Origin of the sequence: Chryseobacterium glaciei (genome assembly GCF_001648155.1) — a bacterium.
GTDB classification, from domain to species: Bacteria; Bacteroidota; Bacteroidia; order Flavobacteriales; family Weeksellaceae; genus Chryseobacterium; species Chryseobacterium glaciei.
In genome coordinates this window covers 3,955,472-3,975,233 of record NZ_CP015199.1, presented here as the reverse complement: position 1 = coordinate 3,975,233, position 19,762 = coordinate 3,955,472, and the positions used below count along the sequence as shown (strand labels likewise).

At 32.9% G+C, this 19,762-nt stretch carries 17 protein-coding genes; 3 read left to right on the top strand and 14 right to left on the bottom strand.

The genetic code is table 11. The features are described 5' to 3' along the window. Positions 1-13: 13 nt before the first annotated feature. The 3 genes from A0O34_RS17900 to A0O34_RS17890 form a co-directional block, all read right to left on the bottom strand. Positions 14-388, bottom strand: a complete 375-nt coding sequence (locus A0O34_RS17900) for a hypothetical protein (RefSeq protein ID WP_066757714.1) — start codon at positions 386-388, stop codon at positions 14-16. Positions 389-488: 100 nt separating this feature from the next. Next, positions 489-1,028 (bottom strand): hypothetical protein, encoded by a 540-nt coding sequence (locus A0O34_RS17895; protein ID WP_066757709.1) that lies wholly within the window; start codon positions 1,026-1,028, stop codon positions 489-491. Between the two features lie 67 nt (positions 1,029-1,095). Beyond that, positions 1,096-2,550, bottom strand: a complete 1,455-nt coding sequence (locus tag A0O34_RS17890) for a hypothetical protein (protein WP_066757705.1) — start codon at positions 2,548-2,550, stop codon at positions 1,096-1,098. Between the two features lie 697 nt (positions 2,551-3,247). On the opposite strand from A0O34_RS17890, the gene A0O34_RS17885 reads away from it, so the two are divergent. From A0O34_RS17885 to A0O34_RS17875, 3 genes are all read left to right on the top strand, one after another. Continuing rightward, positions 3,248-3,697 carry a MarR family winged helix-turn-helix transcriptional regulator gene (locus A0O34_RS17885; protein WP_066757703.1) on the top strand — a complete coding sequence of 150 codons (450 nt, stop codon included), beginning with the start codon at positions 3,248-3,250 and terminating at the stop codon, positions 3,695-3,697. A gap of 22 nt (positions 3,698-3,719) precedes the next feature. Continuing rightward, positions 3,720-4,568 carry a universal stress protein gene (locus A0O34_RS17880; protein ID WP_066757700.1) on the top strand — a complete coding sequence of 283 codons (849 nt, stop codon included), beginning with the start codon at positions 3,720-3,722 and terminating at the stop codon, positions 4,566-4,568. A 66-nt stretch (positions 4,569-4,634) separates the two neighbouring features. After that, a complete protein-coding gene (locus tag A0O34_RS17875; protein ID WP_066757696.1) occupies positions 4,635-5,042 on the top strand; it encodes a VOC family protein in 408 nt (135 codons plus the stop codon). 65 nt (positions 5,043-5,107) lie between these two features. On the opposite strand, the gene A0O34_RS17870 is transcribed toward A0O34_RS17875, so the two are convergent. The 11 genes from A0O34_RS17870 to A0O34_RS17820 all read right to left on the bottom strand — a co-directional run bounded on the left by A0O34_RS17870 (position 5,108) and on the right by A0O34_RS17820 (position 19,669). Continuing rightward, on the bottom strand, positions 5,108-5,614 hold the full coding sequence (locus A0O34_RS17870; RefSeq protein ID WP_228394312.1) for a RidA family protein: 507 nt from the start codon (positions 5,612-5,614) through the stop codon (positions 5,108-5,110). A 238-nt stretch (positions 5,615-5,852) separates the two neighbouring features. Continuing rightward, positions 5,853-6,563: a 6-phosphogluconolactonase gene (gene pgl / locus A0O34_RS17865; protein WP_066757690.1), complete on the bottom strand. Its 711-nt coding sequence runs from the start codon at positions 6,561-6,563 to the stop codon at positions 5,853-5,855. A 26-nt stretch (positions 6,564-6,589) separates the two neighbouring features. Then, complete coding sequence (zwf, locus tag A0O34_RS17860; RefSeq protein WP_066757687.1) at positions 6,590-8,068, bottom strand: glucose-6-phosphate dehydrogenase; 1,479 nt, start codon at positions 8,066-8,068, stop codon at positions 6,590-6,592. Positions 8,069-8,080: 12 nt separating this feature from the next. After that, complete coding sequence (gene gndA / locus A0O34_RS17855; RefSeq protein WP_066757684.1) at positions 8,081-9,499, bottom strand: NADP-dependent phosphogluconate dehydrogenase; 1,419 nt, start codon at positions 9,497-9,499, stop codon at positions 8,081-8,083. 278 nt (positions 9,500-9,777) lie between these two features. After that, the gene (locus A0O34_RS17850; protein ID WP_066757681.1) at positions 9,778-11,454 is read right to left on the bottom strand and encodes an alpha/beta hydrolase-fold protein; all 1,677 of its coding nucleotides are present in this window, start codon (positions 11,452-11,454) and stop codon (positions 9,778-9,780) included. A 76-nt stretch (positions 11,455-11,530) separates the two neighbouring features. Continuing rightward, entirely contained in the window at positions 11,531-12,340 is an 810-nt protein-coding gene (locus tag A0O34_RS17845) for an AraC family transcriptional regulator (protein WP_066757678.1), read from the bottom strand. Between the two features lie 99 nt (positions 12,341-12,439). After that, the gene (locus A0O34_RS17840; RefSeq protein ID WP_066757676.1) at positions 12,440-13,570 is read right to left on the bottom strand and encodes an alpha/beta hydrolase-fold protein; all 1,131 of its coding nucleotides are present in this window, start codon (positions 13,568-13,570) and stop codon (positions 12,440-12,442) included. Positions 13,571-13,794: 224 nt separating this feature from the next. Continuing rightward, positions 13,795-15,081, bottom strand: coding sequence for a TolC family protein (locus A0O34_RS17835; protein WP_066757673.1), 1,287 nt, complete (start codon positions 15,079-15,081; stop codon positions 13,795-13,797). Between the two features lie 58 nt (positions 15,082-15,139). Further along, complete coding sequence (locus tag A0O34_RS17830) at positions 15,140-17,554, bottom strand: ABC transporter permease (RefSeq protein WP_066757670.1); 2,415 nt, start codon at positions 17,552-17,554, stop codon at positions 15,140-15,142. A gap of 102 nt (positions 17,555-17,656) precedes the next feature. Then, positions 17,657-18,382, bottom strand: coding sequence for an ABC transporter ATP-binding protein (locus A0O34_RS17825; protein WP_066757667.1), 726 nt, complete (start codon positions 18,380-18,382; stop codon positions 17,657-17,659). A gap of 45 nt (positions 18,383-18,427) precedes the next feature. Beyond that, positions 18,428-19,669, bottom strand: a complete 1,242-nt coding sequence (locus A0O34_RS17820) for an efflux RND transporter periplasmic adaptor subunit (protein WP_066757664.1) — start codon at positions 19,667-19,669, stop codon at positions 18,428-18,430. Positions 19,670-19,762 lie beyond the last annotated feature (93 nt).

The following is a 19,762-nucleotide window of genomic DNA, read 5'->3' as shown; positions in this document are numbered from 1 at the left end:
TCTAATAAATAACTTACTTATAAGGCTTCCCATTGCAATACCAATCATAAATAATAACAGTATCTTTTTTATGAATATATATTGCTAATTCTCCTTTTTTCTTTACAATTGTATCTTCTACCTCAACATCATCAGAATTTATTATCCAATTATTATGCACCATAATCTTCTCTTTTTCATTTGTTACAGGAACTGATCCTTTAATTTTCATCCATGTTTCATCAATATTTATTTCTTTAGCAACTAAATAATATTCATCAGGGTAAAATGCAGACTTATAACTATTACAATCTGATTTTCCACAAGAAAAAATTATTAATATAATCATTACGTATAAAAAAAAATTCATAATCTTAATTGATTGAAAATTAGCATTTTTCAGATTCATCTTCTAAAATAAAATATTAATTTTTAGCTTCCAACAAATATAAAAAAAAGCCTTCTTAAAAAGAAGGCTCCAATTTTTTATCAGTAAAATACTTGTTCAATTACGGTTTCCAAAAAGACCATTTGGTGCCATTAAAAACAGCCAAACGTTTTGCCCCAGCTTTGTTGACGTAAACCATCATTCCCGGAGAAGGACTTGGGATATTTTGCACATCCTGTACAATTGGTAAAATCATTGCTTTAGTTGTAGACTCTAAAACTACAACCCCATTCGCAGTAGTAGATGCCGCACCAATGATTATTTTTTCACTGGACGTTTCAGCCAATTGTGCTACGGTAACCTGAGTTGCCATAGTACTTGTGATGGCAGCGTCCTGACCGCTTAAATCTACCCACGCTCCGTTATAATATTTTACACGAGCTTTCGTGCCATCGGTTGCATCAAGAACCAATGTTCCTTCTGTTGGAGAAGTTGGTAATGTTCTTACATAAGGTAAAATAAGTCCTTTATTTTGGTTCGGAGCAAAATCTAATAACACAGAAGTTTTTATTGTTGATGTTCCAACAGCATCTCCTATGATGATTTGAGCGTTTGAAAATATAGTTATTCCTATAAATATTGTTGATAATATTGCTTTCATTTTTAATTTAATTTTTATGGAGAAATTTTTTAATGATCGTTAATCTTACTTTCTTAATTCAAATTAATTACGGACAAGTTGGAGTATTAAAACAGCTCCATGCAGTTCCATCATATAGTTTTAAACATTTTACATCAGTATCATACACCATCATTCCTTCCTGTGGAGAAACCAAAGCAGTTACCTGAGCTGTCGTTAGTCTGGAAATTACAAATCCTTTATTATTAGATTCTAAAACCATGTGAGCCGATTTTCTGCTTGATGGCCAATTTCCATTGTTAGGCGTAGCCTTTTGCAAAAGCGAAAAACCTACCTTACTGTCTGCTCCTGTTGTTGCGGTATTTGCGTCATTATAACAAACACATCTACGTATAAAATAATCATTTGTTCTGGGATAATATGTATCACCTGATATAGGAGAAGCAGTTGATACAAAATTACTAGTTGACCCATTTGTTCCCTCTTGTTTGATCTCGAACTTAAAGGTTTCATCAGGTTCGTAAACAGTATCATTTACAGATGCAATATTAATTGTGATTCCATCTTCATCATTTGTTGGACTTGAGTATCCAGGAGTAGCTCCACCATCATAGTTTCCGTTGGGTATGGTTATCAAATAAATACTGCTTCCTGCTGTGTGCGTTACTACCGGTGTACCGTTTGAATTGGCAACACCCGTTACCGTAATATCATTATCTGATGCTACAGCTGTACCGTTTACAGGATCGATCATCTGAAAAGCTACCGTAGTTGCGGCAGTTACAGCGCCATTAATTCTCATGAATAAATTACCATTGCTAGAACCTTCACAAGATGATAAAGCATTAGAAAATTTTAAATCAATAAGTGGATTTAGTGTAATTCTAATATCATCCAGTAAGTTTCCTGTTCCTGGATTACCACCATCTACAATCGCCCTGAATCCAACTCTATAGACACCTGAAACACCTGTAAAAGTATAGTTTCCGGCATTATTCGACCAAGCATTAGTAGCAGAAGGCAAAGCTGTCTGTCTTACTGTAGCAATATTTACTTGGTTTTGATCTTCAATGACCATTGCTGCACGTTCTGCTGTAGTTACTCTAGCCCTGTGCCTAAAGCTAAAACTGATTACGTCTCCACTTACTAAATACATATTTTGATAGATCATTGAACTTACATATGCATTCAGCTCAACAAAGTTTGATCCCTGGAAGGCTGTTACGTTTCCGAAACCTGTTCCCCAGACTTCAATAGGGTGACAAGCTCCTGAGAAACCAGGCGTACAGGCTCCATCCTGAGTTGGATGTGAAGTATACCACGGAGAAGTAACCGTTGATCCGGCGTCAAAAGTAGCGCCAAAACCAAAGTTAGCATCATGTTGTACAACAGTTGCATTGGCCACACCAAATTCAAGGCCGGGGTTTACAATAACCCTTGTCTGTGCATGGTAATTTTGCGTAAAGGCAAAAGATAAAATTCCAGGTAATACAAAACGTAGTGCATTAGCTGAAAATATCGAACTTCGTAGAAAGATTTTCATGGTTTATTAAAATGTTTTATAAAGGGTGAAAAAAATTTATGAACAAGAAAAAATTTAAAATAATAACAAGCTTTTTTTGATAAGAAAACCGAACATAGTAGGTTTTAAAAAATAAAATATCACTTTCAAGGGGAGTTTCTGGCGATTATTTTTTAAGGTCTATATTTCTATTGAAAAGAGTAAAAGATTACATGAGAGGAAAAGCAAAAAGAGCTTAAGATTAAAAATTCTTGAATCATTTAAAAAAAATAAATTTTTCATATAATATTCAAAACTATAATAAATTTTTCTTTAATTATAAATTTTATATTTACAAAAGTAACAAAATATTTAATGAAATTAGATTAATTTTCTTTAATAAATATTTCATAAACCGTTTATTATAACCGATTCTCTGGCATCTTAACATTTGTGATAATCAACAATTTAATTCAAAAACCAAAGAATCACCATTAAAAACTATGCAAAGAACATCAATTCAATAAAAGACCAATAAAACCATTGAAAAAACCTCATCAATAAAAAATATGATTTATTTGAATAAAAGAATGTTAAATGATAAATATGAGAAGCTTTTTTATGAAAAATTAGTTTTAATTGAAACTAATTTTAGGTATATTTGTTAGAGTAAGAGAATGATAGAGACAATTTTTCTTGTTTAATTTGATTAAATTAATATTTATTATTTATTAAAAACATGTCTGCAAACCACAATACTATATCAGAATTAGCCTTAGAATTAGGTCTTGCAATGGGCGAAATGAAAAACCGTCTACGACAGAAAATTCAGGCAAAAATTAATGAATATGATCCTGATCTTTCTTTCGAACTTATAGAAATAATGGGACTTCTCTCCCGTAATGACGGCATCAATCAACAGGAAATCGGCATTAAGGTAAGTAAGGATAAATCAAGCATAACTTATCTCATTAACAGTCTTGTGAAACGCGAATTCGTTCAACGGATTGAAAATAAAAACGACAGAAGAAATAAGCAAATTTATCTTACGGATAAAGGAAAACAAATCGTAGAAACGGTTTATCCTTGGGCATTGGAACTTTACGAAAAAGCCGCCGGTGATTTCAGTGAAAATGAAATAAAAAACGCTCTTCTTTTAGTCAAAAAAATGACAACAAATCTCGAATAAATAATTCTTAAATTAATCTAATATGAGAACAATACTGGTACCGATTGATTTTACCTCAACCACAGAAAATGCCGTGAAAGTTGCTTCACAATGGGCAAAACAATATGAATATGAGCATATTATATTGTTGAAAACTTCTGACGAATCCGAATTCGATTATCTGCATATTGCGGAAGGTCATTCATTTGTAAATGAAGAAAGTATCAACAGCCTTTTAGAAAAAACGGAATTATTATTGAGTAAATTATCCAATATTATTCTTGAAAAATTTCCTGATTTTAAAGTCTCAAAAGCAGTAAGTAATTGGACACTGACAAGAAGTATTAATGATATTATAAGAGAACAACCTTCAATAGAACTGATTGTTTTAGGCAGTGACGATCAGGCAGCTTCCCGCGACAGTGTTGTTTCGGAAAACATCATAAGCATTGCCAGAACAAGCCCTGTAAAAACTCTAATTGTTCCCAATGGTTACAATTACAGCGACATTAAAAATATTCTTATTCCCTGCGATATCAACGGTATTACAAAACTGGAAAGACTGTTTAACCATAAATATATCATTCGCAAGCAGGATGTTCAATTGATGTTTTTAAATATTCATACAAAAGAAAATCAAACAATTATAGAAGAAAAAAAGAATGAAATTCAGGAATATATTCATCAACATTTAACTGAAATCCCAAGCACAATCTATTATTCCTACGATAAAAATATTGTCGATGGAATTCTGACCTTTGCATCATCAAATAAAACAGATCTTATTATTGCGCTGCCCGGCAAACATAGTTTTCTGTATTTCTTAACAAGTACAAGTATTTCGGAAGGGATTTATCAGAATGTGAATCAACCTGTTTTGATATTAAAATAAAACCTACTGACAGACTCTTGTCACAAGCCTTATTTATTTTTGTAGAATAATTTAAAATCTTCAAAAATGAATTTAGTATCAATACGTATTATCACAGCAAATATTGAAAGTTTAGTGAAATTTTATGAGCAAATAACAGGAATTACAGCTATACAATATACTCCCGATTTTGCTGAATTAAAAACCTCTACAGCTACAATTGCGATTGGAAGTACAAAAACATTGCAATTTTTTGGTGGAGAAAATATAGCACAACCTGCGGAAAATCGTTCTGCCATAATAGAGTTTTTGGTTGATGATGTAGACAAAGAATTTGAGCGATTAAGAGATTCCCTTTCTTCTAATATCGTGCAAGAGCCTACCGTTATGCCTTGGGGAAATAAATCTTTATTATTCCGAGATCCTGATGGTAATTTGGTTAATTTCTTTACACCGATTTCAAAAGAAGCGGTTGAAAAATTTAATTCAAATTGATTTCAACTAAAATTTTAAAATAGTTTGAATTAAAACAGCGTCATTAGAAATTAATGACGCAATTTTTATTTTTTAATAAAAGCAACAGCATCCACTTCTATCAACATACCATCCAGAGCCAATCTGGGAACCGGAATTAAAGTACTTGCCGGGAATTGATGATTTTTCCAGGTTTTATGCATTTCTTCTGTCCATATTTTGAGCTTTTCCTGATCGTGATCAACAATGAGTATAGTGATTTTAAGAACGTCTTTAACCCCTAATCCATAATCTGCAAGCACAGTTTCCAAATTTTTTAAAGAATAACTGACTTGAGTTCTAAAGTCTTTAGAAAGATTATGCTTCAAATCTTCGCCGCCGCTTTGTCCGGATACGAATACATAATTACCTTCAACTTCATTGGTTGTGGCGTGCGAAAAAGCAAACGGCGTTGGATCAAAAAGAGCTTTTGGATTTTTGTTGCTAATAGTAACTGTATTATTTTTCTCCATTATTTTATTGGTATTGGTACTTTGTGAAAAGACTGAAAATCCTGTACAGAGAGTACAAAAACTGAATAATAAACGTTTCATGATATTTTTTGTATTGAATAATTAAAGCAAATGTAGATTCCAAAATTTTTAAAACAATCAACATATGTTGACGTTTTCATTCTTTTGTAGCAGTAAATTTGTTCAATTTTTGTAAGGTAAAACTAAAAGTAACGATCAAATATAAATCACGAAAAACCACATATAAAAAATGGACGAATCATTTGTAACGATTCGTCCATTCTAGCTTTCTCAAAATGAAAACTATATTCTGTAAGCTTTAGCTCATTGCTTTTTCATCCGTGAAAAACTGAAAACCTTCTTTTTTATTGATAAGCTGTAACGGATATAACTTAGGATTGTATTCTCCGTTCAGCACTTCATTCAAAGCATGCTTTTTGGATTCCCCGAAGGCAACAACCAATATATTTTCAGCTTTATTGATCAAAGGTTCAGTCAAAGTGATCCTGAACATTTCCTGAGGCTTCAAATAATAAGCAGCCACCCATTTTTCTTTTTCATCTAAAACTGCTTCACCCGGAAATAAAGATGCGGTGTGACCGTCATCCCCCATTCCTAAAAGGATAAAATCAAAAACGCCTTCATTTCCAAGAATATTTTTAATCTTTTGTTCGTATTCTTTAGCATAATCTTCGGGATCAATTCCATCTTTATACATTGGAAAAATCTGCTCTTTATTCACAGGAACCTTATCGAAAAGTGCTTCAAATGTCATTTTTGCATTACTTTTCTCATCATTTAAAGAAACCCATCTTTCATCAACCCAGAAAAAGTACACTTTATTCCATTCAATTTTTTCTGCATATTCTTGAGTCGCCAACAGATTAAAAATCGCTTTTGGAGAAGAACCTCCGCTTAATGCAACCACAAAACGGTTATTTTTCTGAATAGATTTTTGTGAAAGATCAACAAACGTATCCGCTGCCTTTTTATATAATTTATCTAAATCATTAAATACAGTAATATTCATTTTCGTCTTTTTAAATTAATATAATCTTAAACCCAGTTGTGACCTTGTCTTTCAACCAAAGCAACACTTTCTTCCGGCCCCCAGCTTCCTGCTTCATAGTTTGGAAAAGATGCTTTACCATCCTGCCAAGCTTCCTGAATCGTTTTTACAACATCCCAAGCCTCTTCCACCTGATCCGAACGCATAAACAACGTAAGATCGCCTAAAAGTGCATCCAATAACAGCGTTTCGTAAGCTTCCGGAGTATCTTCCTGGCAGGCAAAATTATCAAAGATCATTTCAACAGGCTTTAAAACCAATGAAAGCCCCGGTTTTTTTGCCATAAACTGCAATCTGATATCCATTAATGGTTGAATATTAATAATCAATCTGTTAGCCGATAAATGTTGTGAACTTTCCGAAAAAGTTGAATGCGGAAGCGGTTTAAACTGAACCGTGATATAAGAATGCTTTTCCTTCATTTTCTTTCCGGTACGAACGTAGAAAGGAACGTCCTGCCATCTTTCGTTGTCCAGATAGAATTTTACGGCTGCGAAAGTTTCTGTATTAGAATCTTCGGCAATTCCTTCTTCCTGACGATAAGCTTTAGCCTTAACTCCATTTACAACGCCTTTTCCATATTGGCCTCTTACCGCGTAATGATCAACCTGATCTTCTGAAATTCTACGAATCGATTTAAGAACATCTACTTTACGGTCTCTAATCTCACCTGACTCCAATGAAGCTGGTGGTTCCATCGCAACCATACACAGGATCTGTAACAGGTGATTTTGAATCATATCTCTCAATGCTCCTGTCTGTTCGTAGAAACTCCCTCTCGTTTCAACGCCAACCTCCTCAGCAACAGTAATTTGTACAGATTCAATATGTTTACGATCCCATAAAGGTTCAAAAATAGAATTTCCAAATCTAAATGCCAATATATTCTGTACCGTTTCCTTTCCTAAATAATGGTCGATACGGTAAATTTGCTCTTCTTCAAAAGTCTCAGCCAACAAGCTGTTTAGTTCTATTGCCGATTGTTTATCATGACCAAAAGGTTTTTCGATAATGATTCTGTCTTTTTTAGCATCAGAAGCTAGTGACGTATTTTTGATGTGATTAGAAATCGTAGAAACAAAATTAGGCCCAATTGATAAATAAAATAATCTGTTCCCTCTTGTTCCGTAAACTCTATCAAAATCTTTTAATTTCTGATACAGATTTTTGTAAGAATCTTCCTCATCCAATTGATGCTGAAAATAAGTGATATGAGCCTGAAAACCTGCCCAATCTTCTGAAGTTATCTTTTTTCTTGAGAAATGTTCAAGATTTTCTTTAATGTAATTTTTAAAATATTCGTTGGTATTATCTGCTCTTCCAAGGGCCACAATATTAAAACCTTTGGGCATTCTCCCATCGATATATAAATTATAAAACGCCGGAAAAAGTTTTCTTTTTGCCAAATCTCCTGTAGCACCAAAAATGATAATTGTAGTTGGATGCAAGGCTTTATTTTCAGTCATTTTTCCGAATTTTTAATGAGTTGCAGTTTGCCATAAAGTGTGAAAAACACCTTCTCTGTCTGTACGCTGATAGGTATGAGCTCCAAAATAATCACGCTGAGCCTGAATTAAATTCACAGGAAGCGATTCTGTTGTATACGCATCAAAATATCCTAAAGCAGTCTGAATTCCTAAGCTTGAAACTCCGTTTGAAGCAGCAAAAGCAGCCGTTTTTCTTAATGAATCGATTTTATCTTTAACGATAACAGAAATATCCTGATCCAATAAAATATTAGATAAATTAGAATTTTTAGTATACGCTAAATAAAACTTTTCAAGTAAAACTGAACGAATGATACAACCACCTCTCCAGATTTTCACAACATCTTTTAATGGAATTTCAAATTGATATTCCTCAGACGCTTTCACCAATAAAGCCAAACCTTGTGCATAGCTAATCAATGTAGCTAAATACAAAGCGTCTCCCACTTCTTTAATGAATAATTCTGTATTTTCCGGAGTTGCAATTTCACTTTTAGCATATAATTGAGAAGCCTGAACTCTCTCTTCTTTATACGCCGATAAAATTCTTGAAGTCACTGCAATATCAATAGTTGGGATAGAAACCCCGATTTCCATTGCCTGCTCAGAAGTCCATTTTCCGGTTCCTTTTGCTCCGGCTTTATCTAGGATCTGATCTACAAGATAACCGTCTGTCAATTCATCTTTTTGTTGGAAAATATCTCTGGTAATCTCGATCAGGAATGAGTTCATTTCGCCATTATTCCATTCTTTGAAAACTTGGTAAAGCTGATCGTTATTTAGTTTCGCTCCTCTTTTTAGTAAATCGTAAGCTTCGCTGATGAGCTGCATGATAGCATATTCAATTCCGTTGTGTACCATTTTTACATAGTTTCCGGCAGAACCTTTTCCCATATAAGCTGTACACGCTTCGTTATCAACTTTTGCAGAAATTGCTTCCAACATTGGCTGAAGCAGATTGAAAGCTTCCAAATCTCCACCAGGCATGATACTCGGGCCTGTTCTGGCACCTTTTTCACCTCCGGAAACTCCCATTCCCATAAAATGTAAGTTTTTTGAAGCTAGATCGGCAACACGTCTGTTTGTATCTTTGAAATAAGAATTACCAGCATCAATAACAATATCTCCTTTGCTTAAAAGTGGTGTAATACTATCCAGAACTGCGTCTACAGGTTTTCCGGCAGGAACCATCAGAATGATTTTCCTAGGCGTTTCTAAAGCAGATACAAAATCTTCTAAAGTAGCAGTGCCTTTCACCCTCATTTCCGAAGTTGCACCATCCTGTAATTCTTTTACTTTTTCGGTATCAAGATCAAATCCTGCGATCGAAAAGCCATTGTCGGCAATATTATAAAGAAGATTCCTCCCCATCACTCCGAGACCGATCATCCCGTAATTATATTTATCCATTTTTATTGATATTTATATGAATTCTATTTTACGGAGTATAAAATTACGGAAATGCTAATTAGTAAAAAAATAAATGGACGGAAAAATACTTTAGGATAATAATATGAAAATTTTTGTATTACTTAAAAACGGCTTTTATTTAAATATAAAATATTAAAAACCAATAAATTAACAGCTATTAGTTTCAATAAAATTATTCCAGAAGAATTTTGAGCAAATAAAAATTATTATCATGGAAAATTAAATTAACTAACATTAAAATAATACTTTATTCTGATTTATACTTTGATATGTATATAATTTATCCAAACCTGCTCTTTGTCTCTATTTTTTTCAAAATTATATAATATAAATTTTTGATCGTATTTTACCTTTTTATTGAAATACAATTTGTCATTTACATATACTTTAATTTTTTTATTTGCATCAATCATTTCGGGTGAAAGATTAATAGAGAAAGATCGTATACGAGACGTTTCAATATGGAAAGTATTATTTTCATATTTTGCCTTTATTTTCCCTGATTTTCTTTTGAAATCAAAAGCATTTCTATCAACTTTCTCAACAATTAAACTATCATTTTTATCATAACTCATCCATTTTGTTATTTTAAAATTCAATTCTTTATGCCAGTTAGCTTTTGATGTCAGAGTATCAAGCTTAACATCAGACAACCAATCAATATTACCGTATTTATCATCATCAAATTCCCAAGAAATCTCTTTGGGGAAAGGATTTCTTTTTCTATTCTTTAAATCTTTGAAAACGATTTGATAGGCAGGTTCCGATTCATCAAACTGAGGAAACCAATGAGGAAAACCATTATAGCGGTAATCTTTATAATCTGCCGTTATTCCGTTCATTAATTTTACCAAGTCATCATTGGCATTGGGTGGATAATAGTAGTCTTTATCAGTAGAAAAGTTAATAAATGAGCGATTTTCTATATTTTCAACAAAAGTTCCTCCTGTGAAAACTTTAGGGTAAGTATTAAATCCATAAAAGCCAGCGAATTGTGTAGGCTGTTTCATTAAATAAGAAAATGAACCTGTTGCTCCATTAGAATGCCCCGAAATAAAAACTTTATTATCGTCCACATTGATTACTTTCTTAATCTGTTTTAACATTTCCGGTATCATAAAAAAACCGTCATCGGATGTCATCCAATTATATTTTTCACTTCCCTTTGGAAAAACTAAAATCACATTATTTAAATCTGCGTATTTAGTGTAAAACCTGTTCCATCCTCCTAAATTTTCCTGAGCAGTTTGATAATCAACCAATATATTACTACGAACCGCGCCATGAAGAAAGAAAAGAAGTGGATATTTATTTGTTGGATTATAATTTTTAGGCAAATGAATATGATAGGACGTTGTTGCAAAGTCATTAATTTTAAAGGTAATGGAATAATCCTGTTGTTTTTTTGGTAAATAGGGATCATAATTCTTTATTTTCTCATATATCTTATTTCCCATTTCGCTTTCATTAAAAGAGTATTCTTTTATTTTATAAAACTCCTCTTCAGTTTTACTTAACTCTTTATAAAACGTCTTCTTGTCTTTGATTGCATTTTGCTTTAAAATATTCCACTTTGGATCATCAAGTAAATTTTTATATTCACTTTCTGCAGATTCTCCAAGAACATAACTCCATCCAGGATAGCCATCTTCATCCGTGTTCATTTTGGCAAGCAGCGTAAGGTATTTGAAAGCTTTATCATAATCTTTTAATTCCGAAGCAATCACAGAAGATTTGTAAAGCCCGGTTCCATCGATACTATCAGGAAATTTTCTAAAAGCCTCCTCATACATATTCAATGCTTTTTTATAACCAATTTCATCCTTGGATCTCCACATGGTTTCTAATGCCTTTTGAGTCAATACCGAATAACTTTCTTGCCCACTTGCAAGAAAACTAATTAAAAGTAAACTCAATGTTATAGAATATCTCATAAAACCTAAAATTTGATGAGACAAAACTATATATACTAATGCGTAAAAACTTGTAAAAATGGAACATGCCAAATTATTATTGCAAACTCCAAAATGTGTCTTGATTACCTAAAACAGTTCCTTTTTCAAAGAAATTTTTAGGTGAATTTTCTGTAAGGTTTTTATAGGCTTTATTAAGATGGGATTGGTCATTATAATTAAACTCATAAGCAAGTTTGGTAAAGCTTTTATTGGGATCCTCAAACAATTTATTATTAACAGTCTTCCTGAATAGTACAATTTCATGGAATTTTTTAACTGAAATACCCAAATGATGTTGAAAATTTCTGTTCAGATGTTGCCTGCTTATCCCCAGAACTACAGAAAGTTTTCCAACAGTAAAATTTTCAAAATTATCAAAAATATATTGAATTGATTTATTTAAAATAGAATGGTCAAAATATTTAAATCTTTTTTCTAAAAATAGATCAAGTGAATCTGTTAAGGTATCCAGATTTATGGTTGAAAAAATTTCATTAAGTTCATCTTGATTAAAAAAATCAAAATTTGCAATATAATCTGCAAAGTTTAGATTTTCATAAAATTGCTGAATTCCCAAAGGATGAAATACAATTACAATTCTATACACTTTCCCTTGTTGTTTTACATTGAGTAATTTCTGCCGGATAGGGGTGAAAATCTGTAATGCATTTGCTTTTTCGCTGAAAATTACGTCTCTTTCTTCTACCCTGATATGAGATTTATAGAGCGAGATTGTATTATTAAAATGAGGAAAACATTGAAACTCATTGATTATGTTATTTGGTTTTATATCCAAATAATAGTAATCAACGTATTTTTTAATCAATACATTGTTAGGGGTAAAAGTTTCAAATATCTCTTCCATTTTTCATCTTAATTATCCTTAAAAATAGTGATTTAAGAACGATGCGACTTCGTAATATTTAATATGAATAAAGTATGTCATCATAAATAACCAACCCCTTTACCTAAAAACCTTCTGTGCAAACTGATAAAGACATCTTCTCCAAGTCAGCCATTCGTGGTATGTTTGAGGAGATTTGTATTGAGAATAAGGATATTTATTTTGATTTAAATAATTAATTATGGTTTTATTATATTCAAAAAATTTCACATCCTCTTTTTCTCCAATTCCGATAAAAAAGAAAGGTTTTTGTTTTGATTTTAATAAATTACTGATAGGAAGCTCTTTAAAAGGCTGACTCTCTGTTCCTTCATAAATAACCGGACTGAAAGAACCAATTGCTGAAAATAATTCCGGATGATTTGCTCCGATCAACATCGCCTGATAACTCCCGCGAGAAAGACCTGCGATGGATTTTTTACCGTCGGTTTTATATTTTTTTTCGATATACGGAATCAATTCCTGAACGACGATCTTATCTAGATTTTTAGTTGAAACAACAGTTCTTGGATAATCGTCAGGCATTTTTTCCTGTTCAGGATTTAGGGCAACGCCGTAATCCATCACGACAATCATTTCTTTTGCCTTTTGTTCGGCAAAAAGATTATCAAGAATATTTCTGATATAACCTTGCTTTTCCCAACCCGTAATATCTTCACCGGTTCCGTGATAAAGGTATAAAACAGGAAAATTTTCAGTTCCGTAATTGGGTGGAAGATACACTTTGAAATTTCGTTTTCCGCTGGTAATTTTCGAACTTAAACTATCATTAATAATTTTTCCGTGCTTTACATTTTTCTCAAAGAAAAAATCTTCACCGGAAGGAATTTCAATTCCGCTTGTTGGCTGGCCATAACCAAAGTAAAGTTCTGTATTAGGATCATTGGTACGCTTACCATCTACATTGAACCAATAATAATGAAAACCAATACCCATAGGCGAAGTGGAGACATTCCAAAAGCCGTCTTTATCTTTAGCGATTACAGATTTTACATTTTTCATCCCATCTCCCCCATCTAATACAACAGATTTTGCTTCCGGAAAATAAACTTTAAACTGAGTTTTTCTTTCTGTATCAACTTTCGGGAATTCTTTTCCTTTCAATACAGTTGAGGAAGTTTTATAATCCTGAGAAAATACCAAGACTGAACATAGTCCAAGAATAGAAGTTATTATCTTTAAATTTTGCATTTATTTCGTTTTAAAATCGTATAAAGTTGTGTAATTTATGGATTTATACTTAAAAAAGACCATAAATAGTGCTATTCATATAAAAAAACTGCCCCAAAAAGTATCTAACTTTCTGAGGCAGTTTATTAATATTCTTTTTAATATTTAAAACTTAAATGAAATTAATTATTTCCTAAGATCCCAATTTTAATTTATTACTAAATTAGAAGATAAATTTTGACAGATCAATAATCAAACTGAAGTACTTTTAATAATTCTGTCTGTTGCATCACTTCATTTTTACTGTTGATCAGATTATAATTTGCCTGAAGCCAGTTATTTCTCACAACAAAAAACGTATACGCATCCATTAATCCTTCTTTGTACTTTTCTTCTGATTTTTGGAAAGATAATTTCTGATTTTCAAAATTTGATTTCAATAAAGTATATTTTTCCTCAGAATTCTGGAATTGTACTTTGATAGAATTGATACTTTGAGTTAAATTATTAATCACAATTTCTTTCTCATAATTATAATTAATAACATTCAGTTTTGCAATTTCAACGTTGTTTTTCACTTGCAGTTTATTAAATATCGGAACCGAAAGTCCAAAAGAAACCTGCTGACTTTTATTTCTTTTAAACTGATCCGAAAAAGGGTCGGCAGATTCACCCAAAACCTTGCTGTAAAAACTCGACCAGTTGTAAGAACCATTAAGCGTCGGCAAATAGGCAGATCTTGCAATACTGATATTCTTTTCGGCAGCGTTTATTTCTGTAATTACGGTTTTGTAAGCAGGATTTTTCTCCAGCAAGTTTTTAATGAATTCAGGATCATTAAAGTCAAAATCTGATAGAGTTTCTTCAGTCATTTTAAAATCTAAAGAATCGTTTGTGATGGCCAGCGCATTCAATAAATTTATTTTAGAAAGATCCCTGGCATTCTTTGCAGAAACCCACTGTTCCTGCAAAGTTCCAAGGTTTGCTTTAATATCGTACACATCGCTTTTTGGTCGATTTCCTATTTCAACTTCTTTCTCGGTTCGTTTAATCTGGTCTTCGATTCCTGAGATCTGAGTTTCCAAAACATCCAGCCAGCTTTTGCTGTTCTGATATTTGAAAAACATTTGGATAACATTCAGTTTTACTTCATTTTGAGCCTGTTTCATTTTGTACGTTGAACTCTCTTTATTAATTTTTGATAAAGAAATATTGAGATAATTTCGCCAGTTCATCAGTTCCCAATTGGCTTGTGCGTACACATTATCGTATTGTGTATTGATAGCTTCTCTTTGGTTATTATTCTGATTGATCCCCAATCCGAAATTGTAATTATGATTAACTCCAGCTTCAACCGATGGCAACAACATTCCTTTTGCAGCAGAAATCTGACGCTCATTTTTCTGAATATTAACCGTAGCCTGTTTTATCAACGGATGATTTGTAGCTGCATATTCCAGACATTGGTCGAGCGTCCAAACCTGCTGAGCCGAAAAAAGATTGATGATGAGTATGAAGAATAATTTTTTCATAATTTATTGACTGACAGTTGATAATTAATAATTGATAGAAAAGCTTGTGATATATAGCTTACTCGTATTTGAGGTATTTTACAAGATTCACTTTTGTGGCCTGATACGCTTTGATACTTACCACACAAAACGTAAGCAACAGCAAAACAATAAGGCTGAAAATAAATGGCCAAACCGGCATATCTATCCTGTAAGCAAAGTCTTTCAGCCATTCATTAATTAAATAATAACTGATCGGAATGCTGATAACAACGGCAGTGAATGTAATCCAAAGGAACTGTTTCGTTAACCCAAGAATCAAAATACTGTCTGATGCTCCAAGCGTTTTTCTGATGGCAACGTCTTTCAATTTCTGTTCGATCATTAATGATGACAAAGCGAATAAACCTAGCAATGCAACCATCAAAACCATCGCATTAAGGATAGTGAAAAGAGTCTGTTGTTTTTGATAGGTTTCAAATGTTTTGGCAAACTGTTTATCTATGAAATAAGAATTAAAAGGATAACCAGGCTCTTCATTTTTTTTCCAGTAATTTTTGATTCGCTTTACCGTACCATCGATATCATCTTCATTTAATTTTAGCTGAATATTAAAGACGTTGAATCTTTTCCATTCAGTCTCTTTGTAATGGAAAAATATGATTGGCTCCACTTCACTTTTCAAACTTCTGATATTGAAATCCTTTACAATTCCAATAATGTGATAAGGCTTATTGTCAAATCCTGGTCTGATATCTCTTTTCATTGCCTGCTCATCTGTCCATCCGAATTTTCTTATAAAAGCTTCATTTACCAATGCACTGTTAACAGTATCTGAGGATAATTTTGGATTCAGCCAGCGTCCTTTTAAAAGTTTCACACCTATAAACTGAAGGTAATCATAATCCATAGAACCGTGGCGAGCCTGAATACTGGTATTCATATAATCCATATTGGAGCTGCTCTGATTGGTAGTTCCTGGTGGCGCTTCCGAAAACGAAATACTTTCTACACCTTTAATTTTTGCCATTTCGGTTTTCAGTCTTTCATATTTCAACCACGGTTTCCCATTGTTATATTCATTAAAGTTAATCTGAAAAATCTGCTTTCCATTGAAACCCAAATCTTTGTTCATCATATGTTTTACCTGTTGGTTAACAATCAGTCCACCAATGATAAAGAATGATGAAATAATCAATTGTAAAGTCAAAATCCCGTTTCTCAGCCAAACGCCGTGCTTGCTTCTGGCAAAGTTTCCTTTCAAAGTTTCTATCGCTTCGAAATTTGATAAATATAAAGCTGGAATCAATCCGGAAATAACAGTAACCAAAGCTACCATTGCAAATGAATAGAAGTAAATGTGCCAGTCATTCATTACGATTTCCTTATCAAAAAACTTGTTGAAGCTTGGTAGAAGAAGCTCTGTTAATGCCAATGAAAGAAGATATGAAGCAATGCAAATAAGAAAAGTTTCCATTAAAAACTGCAGAACAAGACTCGATTTTGTACCTCCAATCGCTTTTCTCACACCAATTTCTTTTGCTCTTTGAGAAGCCTGAGCTGTTTTTAGATTAATAAAATTAATAGCTGATAAAATCACAATCAATACTGAAAGTGTGAACAGAATGATTATTGATTTGAAGTCAGGTTTTCCAAACCAAGTTGACTCAGCGTGCAGTTTTATTTTATCAATAGGGGTAAGTAATGAGTCGTTAGGACCGTATAGATCAATGTATTGTTGTGGTGTCATTCCACCTTCTTTGGAATTTATTTTGGCACGAATCATAATAATATCCAGAAATTTTTTCTCAAAATTTCTCGGGTCTGCACCTTTTTTCAGAAGGAAAAAACCTGCATAATTAAAGTTTCCCCATTGTTCTTTGTCATTCAGGATTTGTTCAGCTGGTTTGTAAACAAAATCAGGTTTTATCTGGCTATTTCCTTTGGGCAGTTCGTAAACGGCAGTTACGATATAATTTTTGTTATCGAATTTGATCGTTTCGCCAGCTACATCCGTTTTTCCAAAAAGATTTTTGGCAGTAACGGTGGAAATTGCAATATCTGTATCATTTTTAAGTGCATTTTTGTAGCTTCCGGAAATTAATTTGAAAGGAAAAATATTAAAGAAACTTTCGGTTACCGGAAAACCATTTTCCTGATAAGCAGTTTTTACCTTTGTTGTCATTTTATAAGAAGCACCTGTGTTGGTCATTAATACGTAATCCTGTACTTCCGAAATACGTTTCAAAGCATTCTCTGCATAAGGAATCGAAATGGCTGCTCCGTACACATTATCTTTTTTACTATAAGTCTGGAAATAATAGATACTGTCTTTTTTAGGATTCCATTTTTCGAAGGATTCTTCGTCATTCCAATGCATCAGGATGAGCATAAATCCGGTTAACCCAATCGTCAATCCAAACAAATTGATGATGGTTGAGAGCCAATTCTTTTTATAATTGATGAAGGCAATTCTTAGCCAATTGTTTATCATAATTGATGTAATAAGTGGTGATAAATTACAGAGAGACAGCGCTAAACTGCTCTCTGTAATTTTTGAAAAATAAGGATGAATGAATGTATTTTTTGTAGAATTTTATGATCCAAAATTCTTAGCATCTGCTTTTTCGAAAACATCTTTTCTCTGGGAAGAATGTTCTTCTGAGAAGATCTCTCCATCTTTCATATTCACAATTTTCGAGGCGTAACCGGCATCGTAAGAAGAGTGCGTTACCATGGCAATGGTAGATCCTTCTCTATGTAGCTCTGCCAAGAGATTCATAACTTCGTTTCCGTTGGAGCTGTCCAGATTTCCTGTAGGTTCATCGGCAAGAATCAGTTTTGGTTTCGTTACCAACGCTCTTGCAACGGCAGCTCTTTGTTGCTGACCGCCGGAAAGCTGTTGTGGATAATGCTTTGCTCTGTGAGCGATATTAATTTTATCCATGATCTCTTCCACCTGTCTTTTTCTTTCGGAAGGCGAAACTCCATTGTAGATCAATGGAAGTTCGATATTTTCATAAACTGTCAATTCATCAATCAAATTAAAATTCTGAAAAATAAACCCTATATTTTTCTTTCTGATGTCAGATTTTTTTCTTTCATTTAAATTAATAGTCTCAGTTTCTCCAAACTTATAAGAACCTGATGAAGCGCTGTCCAACAACCCCAAAATATTAAGAAAGGTTGATTTTCCACAGCCTGAAGGCCCCATTATTGCTACAAATTCGCCTTCTTTTATGCTTAGACTTACATTGTTTAATGCGTTGGTTTGAACGTCTTCGGTTTTATAGACTTTTGAAATGTTTTGAATATTTATCATTTTATTAATTTTTTAAAGTTTGTTTATTTTGCTTGAGGATTCATTTTATTTCTGAACATCAAGCATTTCATATTTTTTAATCTCAGAATAATCAGAACTTATCACTTTTTCGCCCTGTTTCAATCCGGAAACTACTTCATAATACAGTGGATTTTCTCTTCCCAGACTGATGTTGCGTTTTTCAGCTTTGTTACCTTTTAAGACAAAGATCCATTTTCCATTGGTGTCTTTGTAGAAATTTCCTTTCGGAATCATCATACTTTGGGTATCGGCAGATAATTTTAATTTTACTCCGAAGGTCATTCCTATTTTCAGGTTTTCAGGTTTTGCATCAATGAAAGTCAGTTCTACAGAAAACTGTCCGTCTTTTACTTCCGGAAGAATTTTTGTAATAATAACTCCGAATTGCTTTGCATTGCTTTCCAGACTTCCTTTAACCCCGTTTTGAAGTTTATTGATGTAATATTCATCCACTTTTGCAATAAGTTTGTAACCGCCCATCAAATCTACTTTTCCAATACTTTCGCCACTTGTAAGATTCTGCCCAAGCGTAATATTGAACGATGACAATCTTCCTGAAACAGGCGACATAATAAGGAAATTGTTTTTGTTGGAACGAAGAATATTTAAACTTTTTTCCATTTGATTAATAGAATTATTAATCGCTGAGAATTGAGAATTTCTGGACGCTTTTTCACTCGAAGCACCTTTTTCTACAATTACTTTTCTCTGTTTCTGATAATTTAGGTTTTGAAGACTTATATCGTAATCTGTTTTCTTTCCGATTTCTGCGTCATATAATCTTTTCTGAAGATTGAAAGACTGCAATGCCGTATTATAATCGTTCTGAGATTGAAGCAACTCTTTATCCTGATTGAATTCCTGATTTTTAAGTTCCAAAAGCGTACTTCTCATCTGGCTGATCTGCTGCATAATTCCCGTTTCTTGATTCAGATAATTGAATTCCGTATTCGGGTTGTAAACTCGTGCGATTGGCTGACCTTTGGTTACCATTTGTCCGTCTTCTGCAAAGATTTCTTTTACAGCACCACCTTCCAAAACGTTGACCAATGATGAATTTAAAGATTGTGTCTGCGCGGTTACCATCAACATATCTTCAAATCTTCCCACCGTAACTTCATCCACCTGAATGTCTTCTAACTTCACGTTATACGTTTTTTTCTGATTCAGAAAATACCAACCAAAAACCGAAACTGCCAACGCAGAAGCAACGATGATTAATATTAATTTTAATTTAGACTTCTTTTTTACTATTTTCGTATCCATATTTGAGATAACTAATTTACTTACAATATATTAGACAAATCAAATACCAGAGATTTATAATCTTGTAAGAGTCTGAAAATGTGAACGAAAATA

Bases quoted from the DNA above. Each gene is read 5' to 3' on its own strand.
- A0O34_RS17900 (WP_066757714.1), bottom strand. From the start codon at position 388: ATGAATCTGAAAAATGCTAATTTTCAATCAATTAAGATTATGAATTTT.
- A0O34_RS17895 (WP_066757709.1), bottom strand. From the start codon at position 1,028: ATGAAAGCAATATTATCAACAATATTTATAGGAATAACTATATTTTCA.
- A0O34_RS17890 (WP_066757705.1), bottom strand. From the start codon at position 2,550: ATGAAAATCTTTCTACGAAGTTCGATATTTTCAGCTAATGCACTACGT.
- A0O34_RS17885 (WP_066757703.1), top strand. From the start codon at position 3,248: ATGTCTGCAAACCACAATACTATATCAGAATTAGCCTTAGAATTAGGT.
- A0O34_RS17880 (WP_066757700.1), top strand. From the start codon at position 3,720: ATGAGAACAATACTGGTACCGATTGATTTTACCTCAACCACAGAAAAT.
- A0O34_RS17875 (WP_066757696.1), top strand. From the start codon at position 4,635: ATGAATTTAGTATCAATACGTATTATCACAGCAAATATTGAAAGTTTA.
- A0O34_RS17870 (WP_228394312.1), bottom strand. From the start codon at position 5,614: ATGAAACGTTTATTATTCAGTTTTTGTACTCTCTGTACAGGATTTTCA.
- pgl (WP_066757690.1), bottom strand. From the start codon at position 6,563: ATGAATATTACTGTATTTAATGATTTAGATAAATTATATAAAAAGGCA.
- zwf (WP_066757687.1), bottom strand. From the start codon at position 8,068: ATGACTGAAAATAAAGCCTTGCATCCAACTACAATTATCATTTTTGGT.
- gndA (WP_066757684.1), bottom strand. From the start codon at position 9,499: ATGGATAAATATAATTACGGGATGATCGGTCTCGGAGTGATGGGGAGG.
- A0O34_RS17850 (WP_066757681.1), bottom strand. From the start codon at position 11,454: ATGAGATATTCTATAACATTGAGTTTACTTTTAATTAGTTTTCTTGCA.
- A0O34_RS17845 (WP_066757678.1), bottom strand. From the start codon at position 12,340: ATGGAAGAGATATTTGAAACTTTTACCCCTAACAATGTATTGATTAAA.
- A0O34_RS17840 (WP_066757676.1), bottom strand. From the start codon at position 13,570: ATGCAAAATTTAAAGATAATAACTTCTATTCTTGGACTATGTTCAGTC.
- A0O34_RS17835 (WP_066757673.1), bottom strand. From the start codon at position 15,081: ATGAAAAAATTATTCTTCATACTCATCATCAATCTTTTTTCGGCTCAG.
- A0O34_RS17830 (WP_066757670.1), bottom strand. From the start codon at position 17,554: ATGATAAACAATTGGCTAAGAATTGCCTTCATCAATTATAAAAAGAAT.
- A0O34_RS17825 (WP_066757667.1), bottom strand. From the start codon at position 18,382: ATGATAAATATTCAAAACATTTCAAAAGTCTATAAAACCGAAGACGTT.
- A0O34_RS17820 (WP_066757664.1), bottom strand. From the start codon at position 19,669: ATGGATACGAAAATAGTAAAAAAGAAGTCTAAATTAAAATTAATATTA.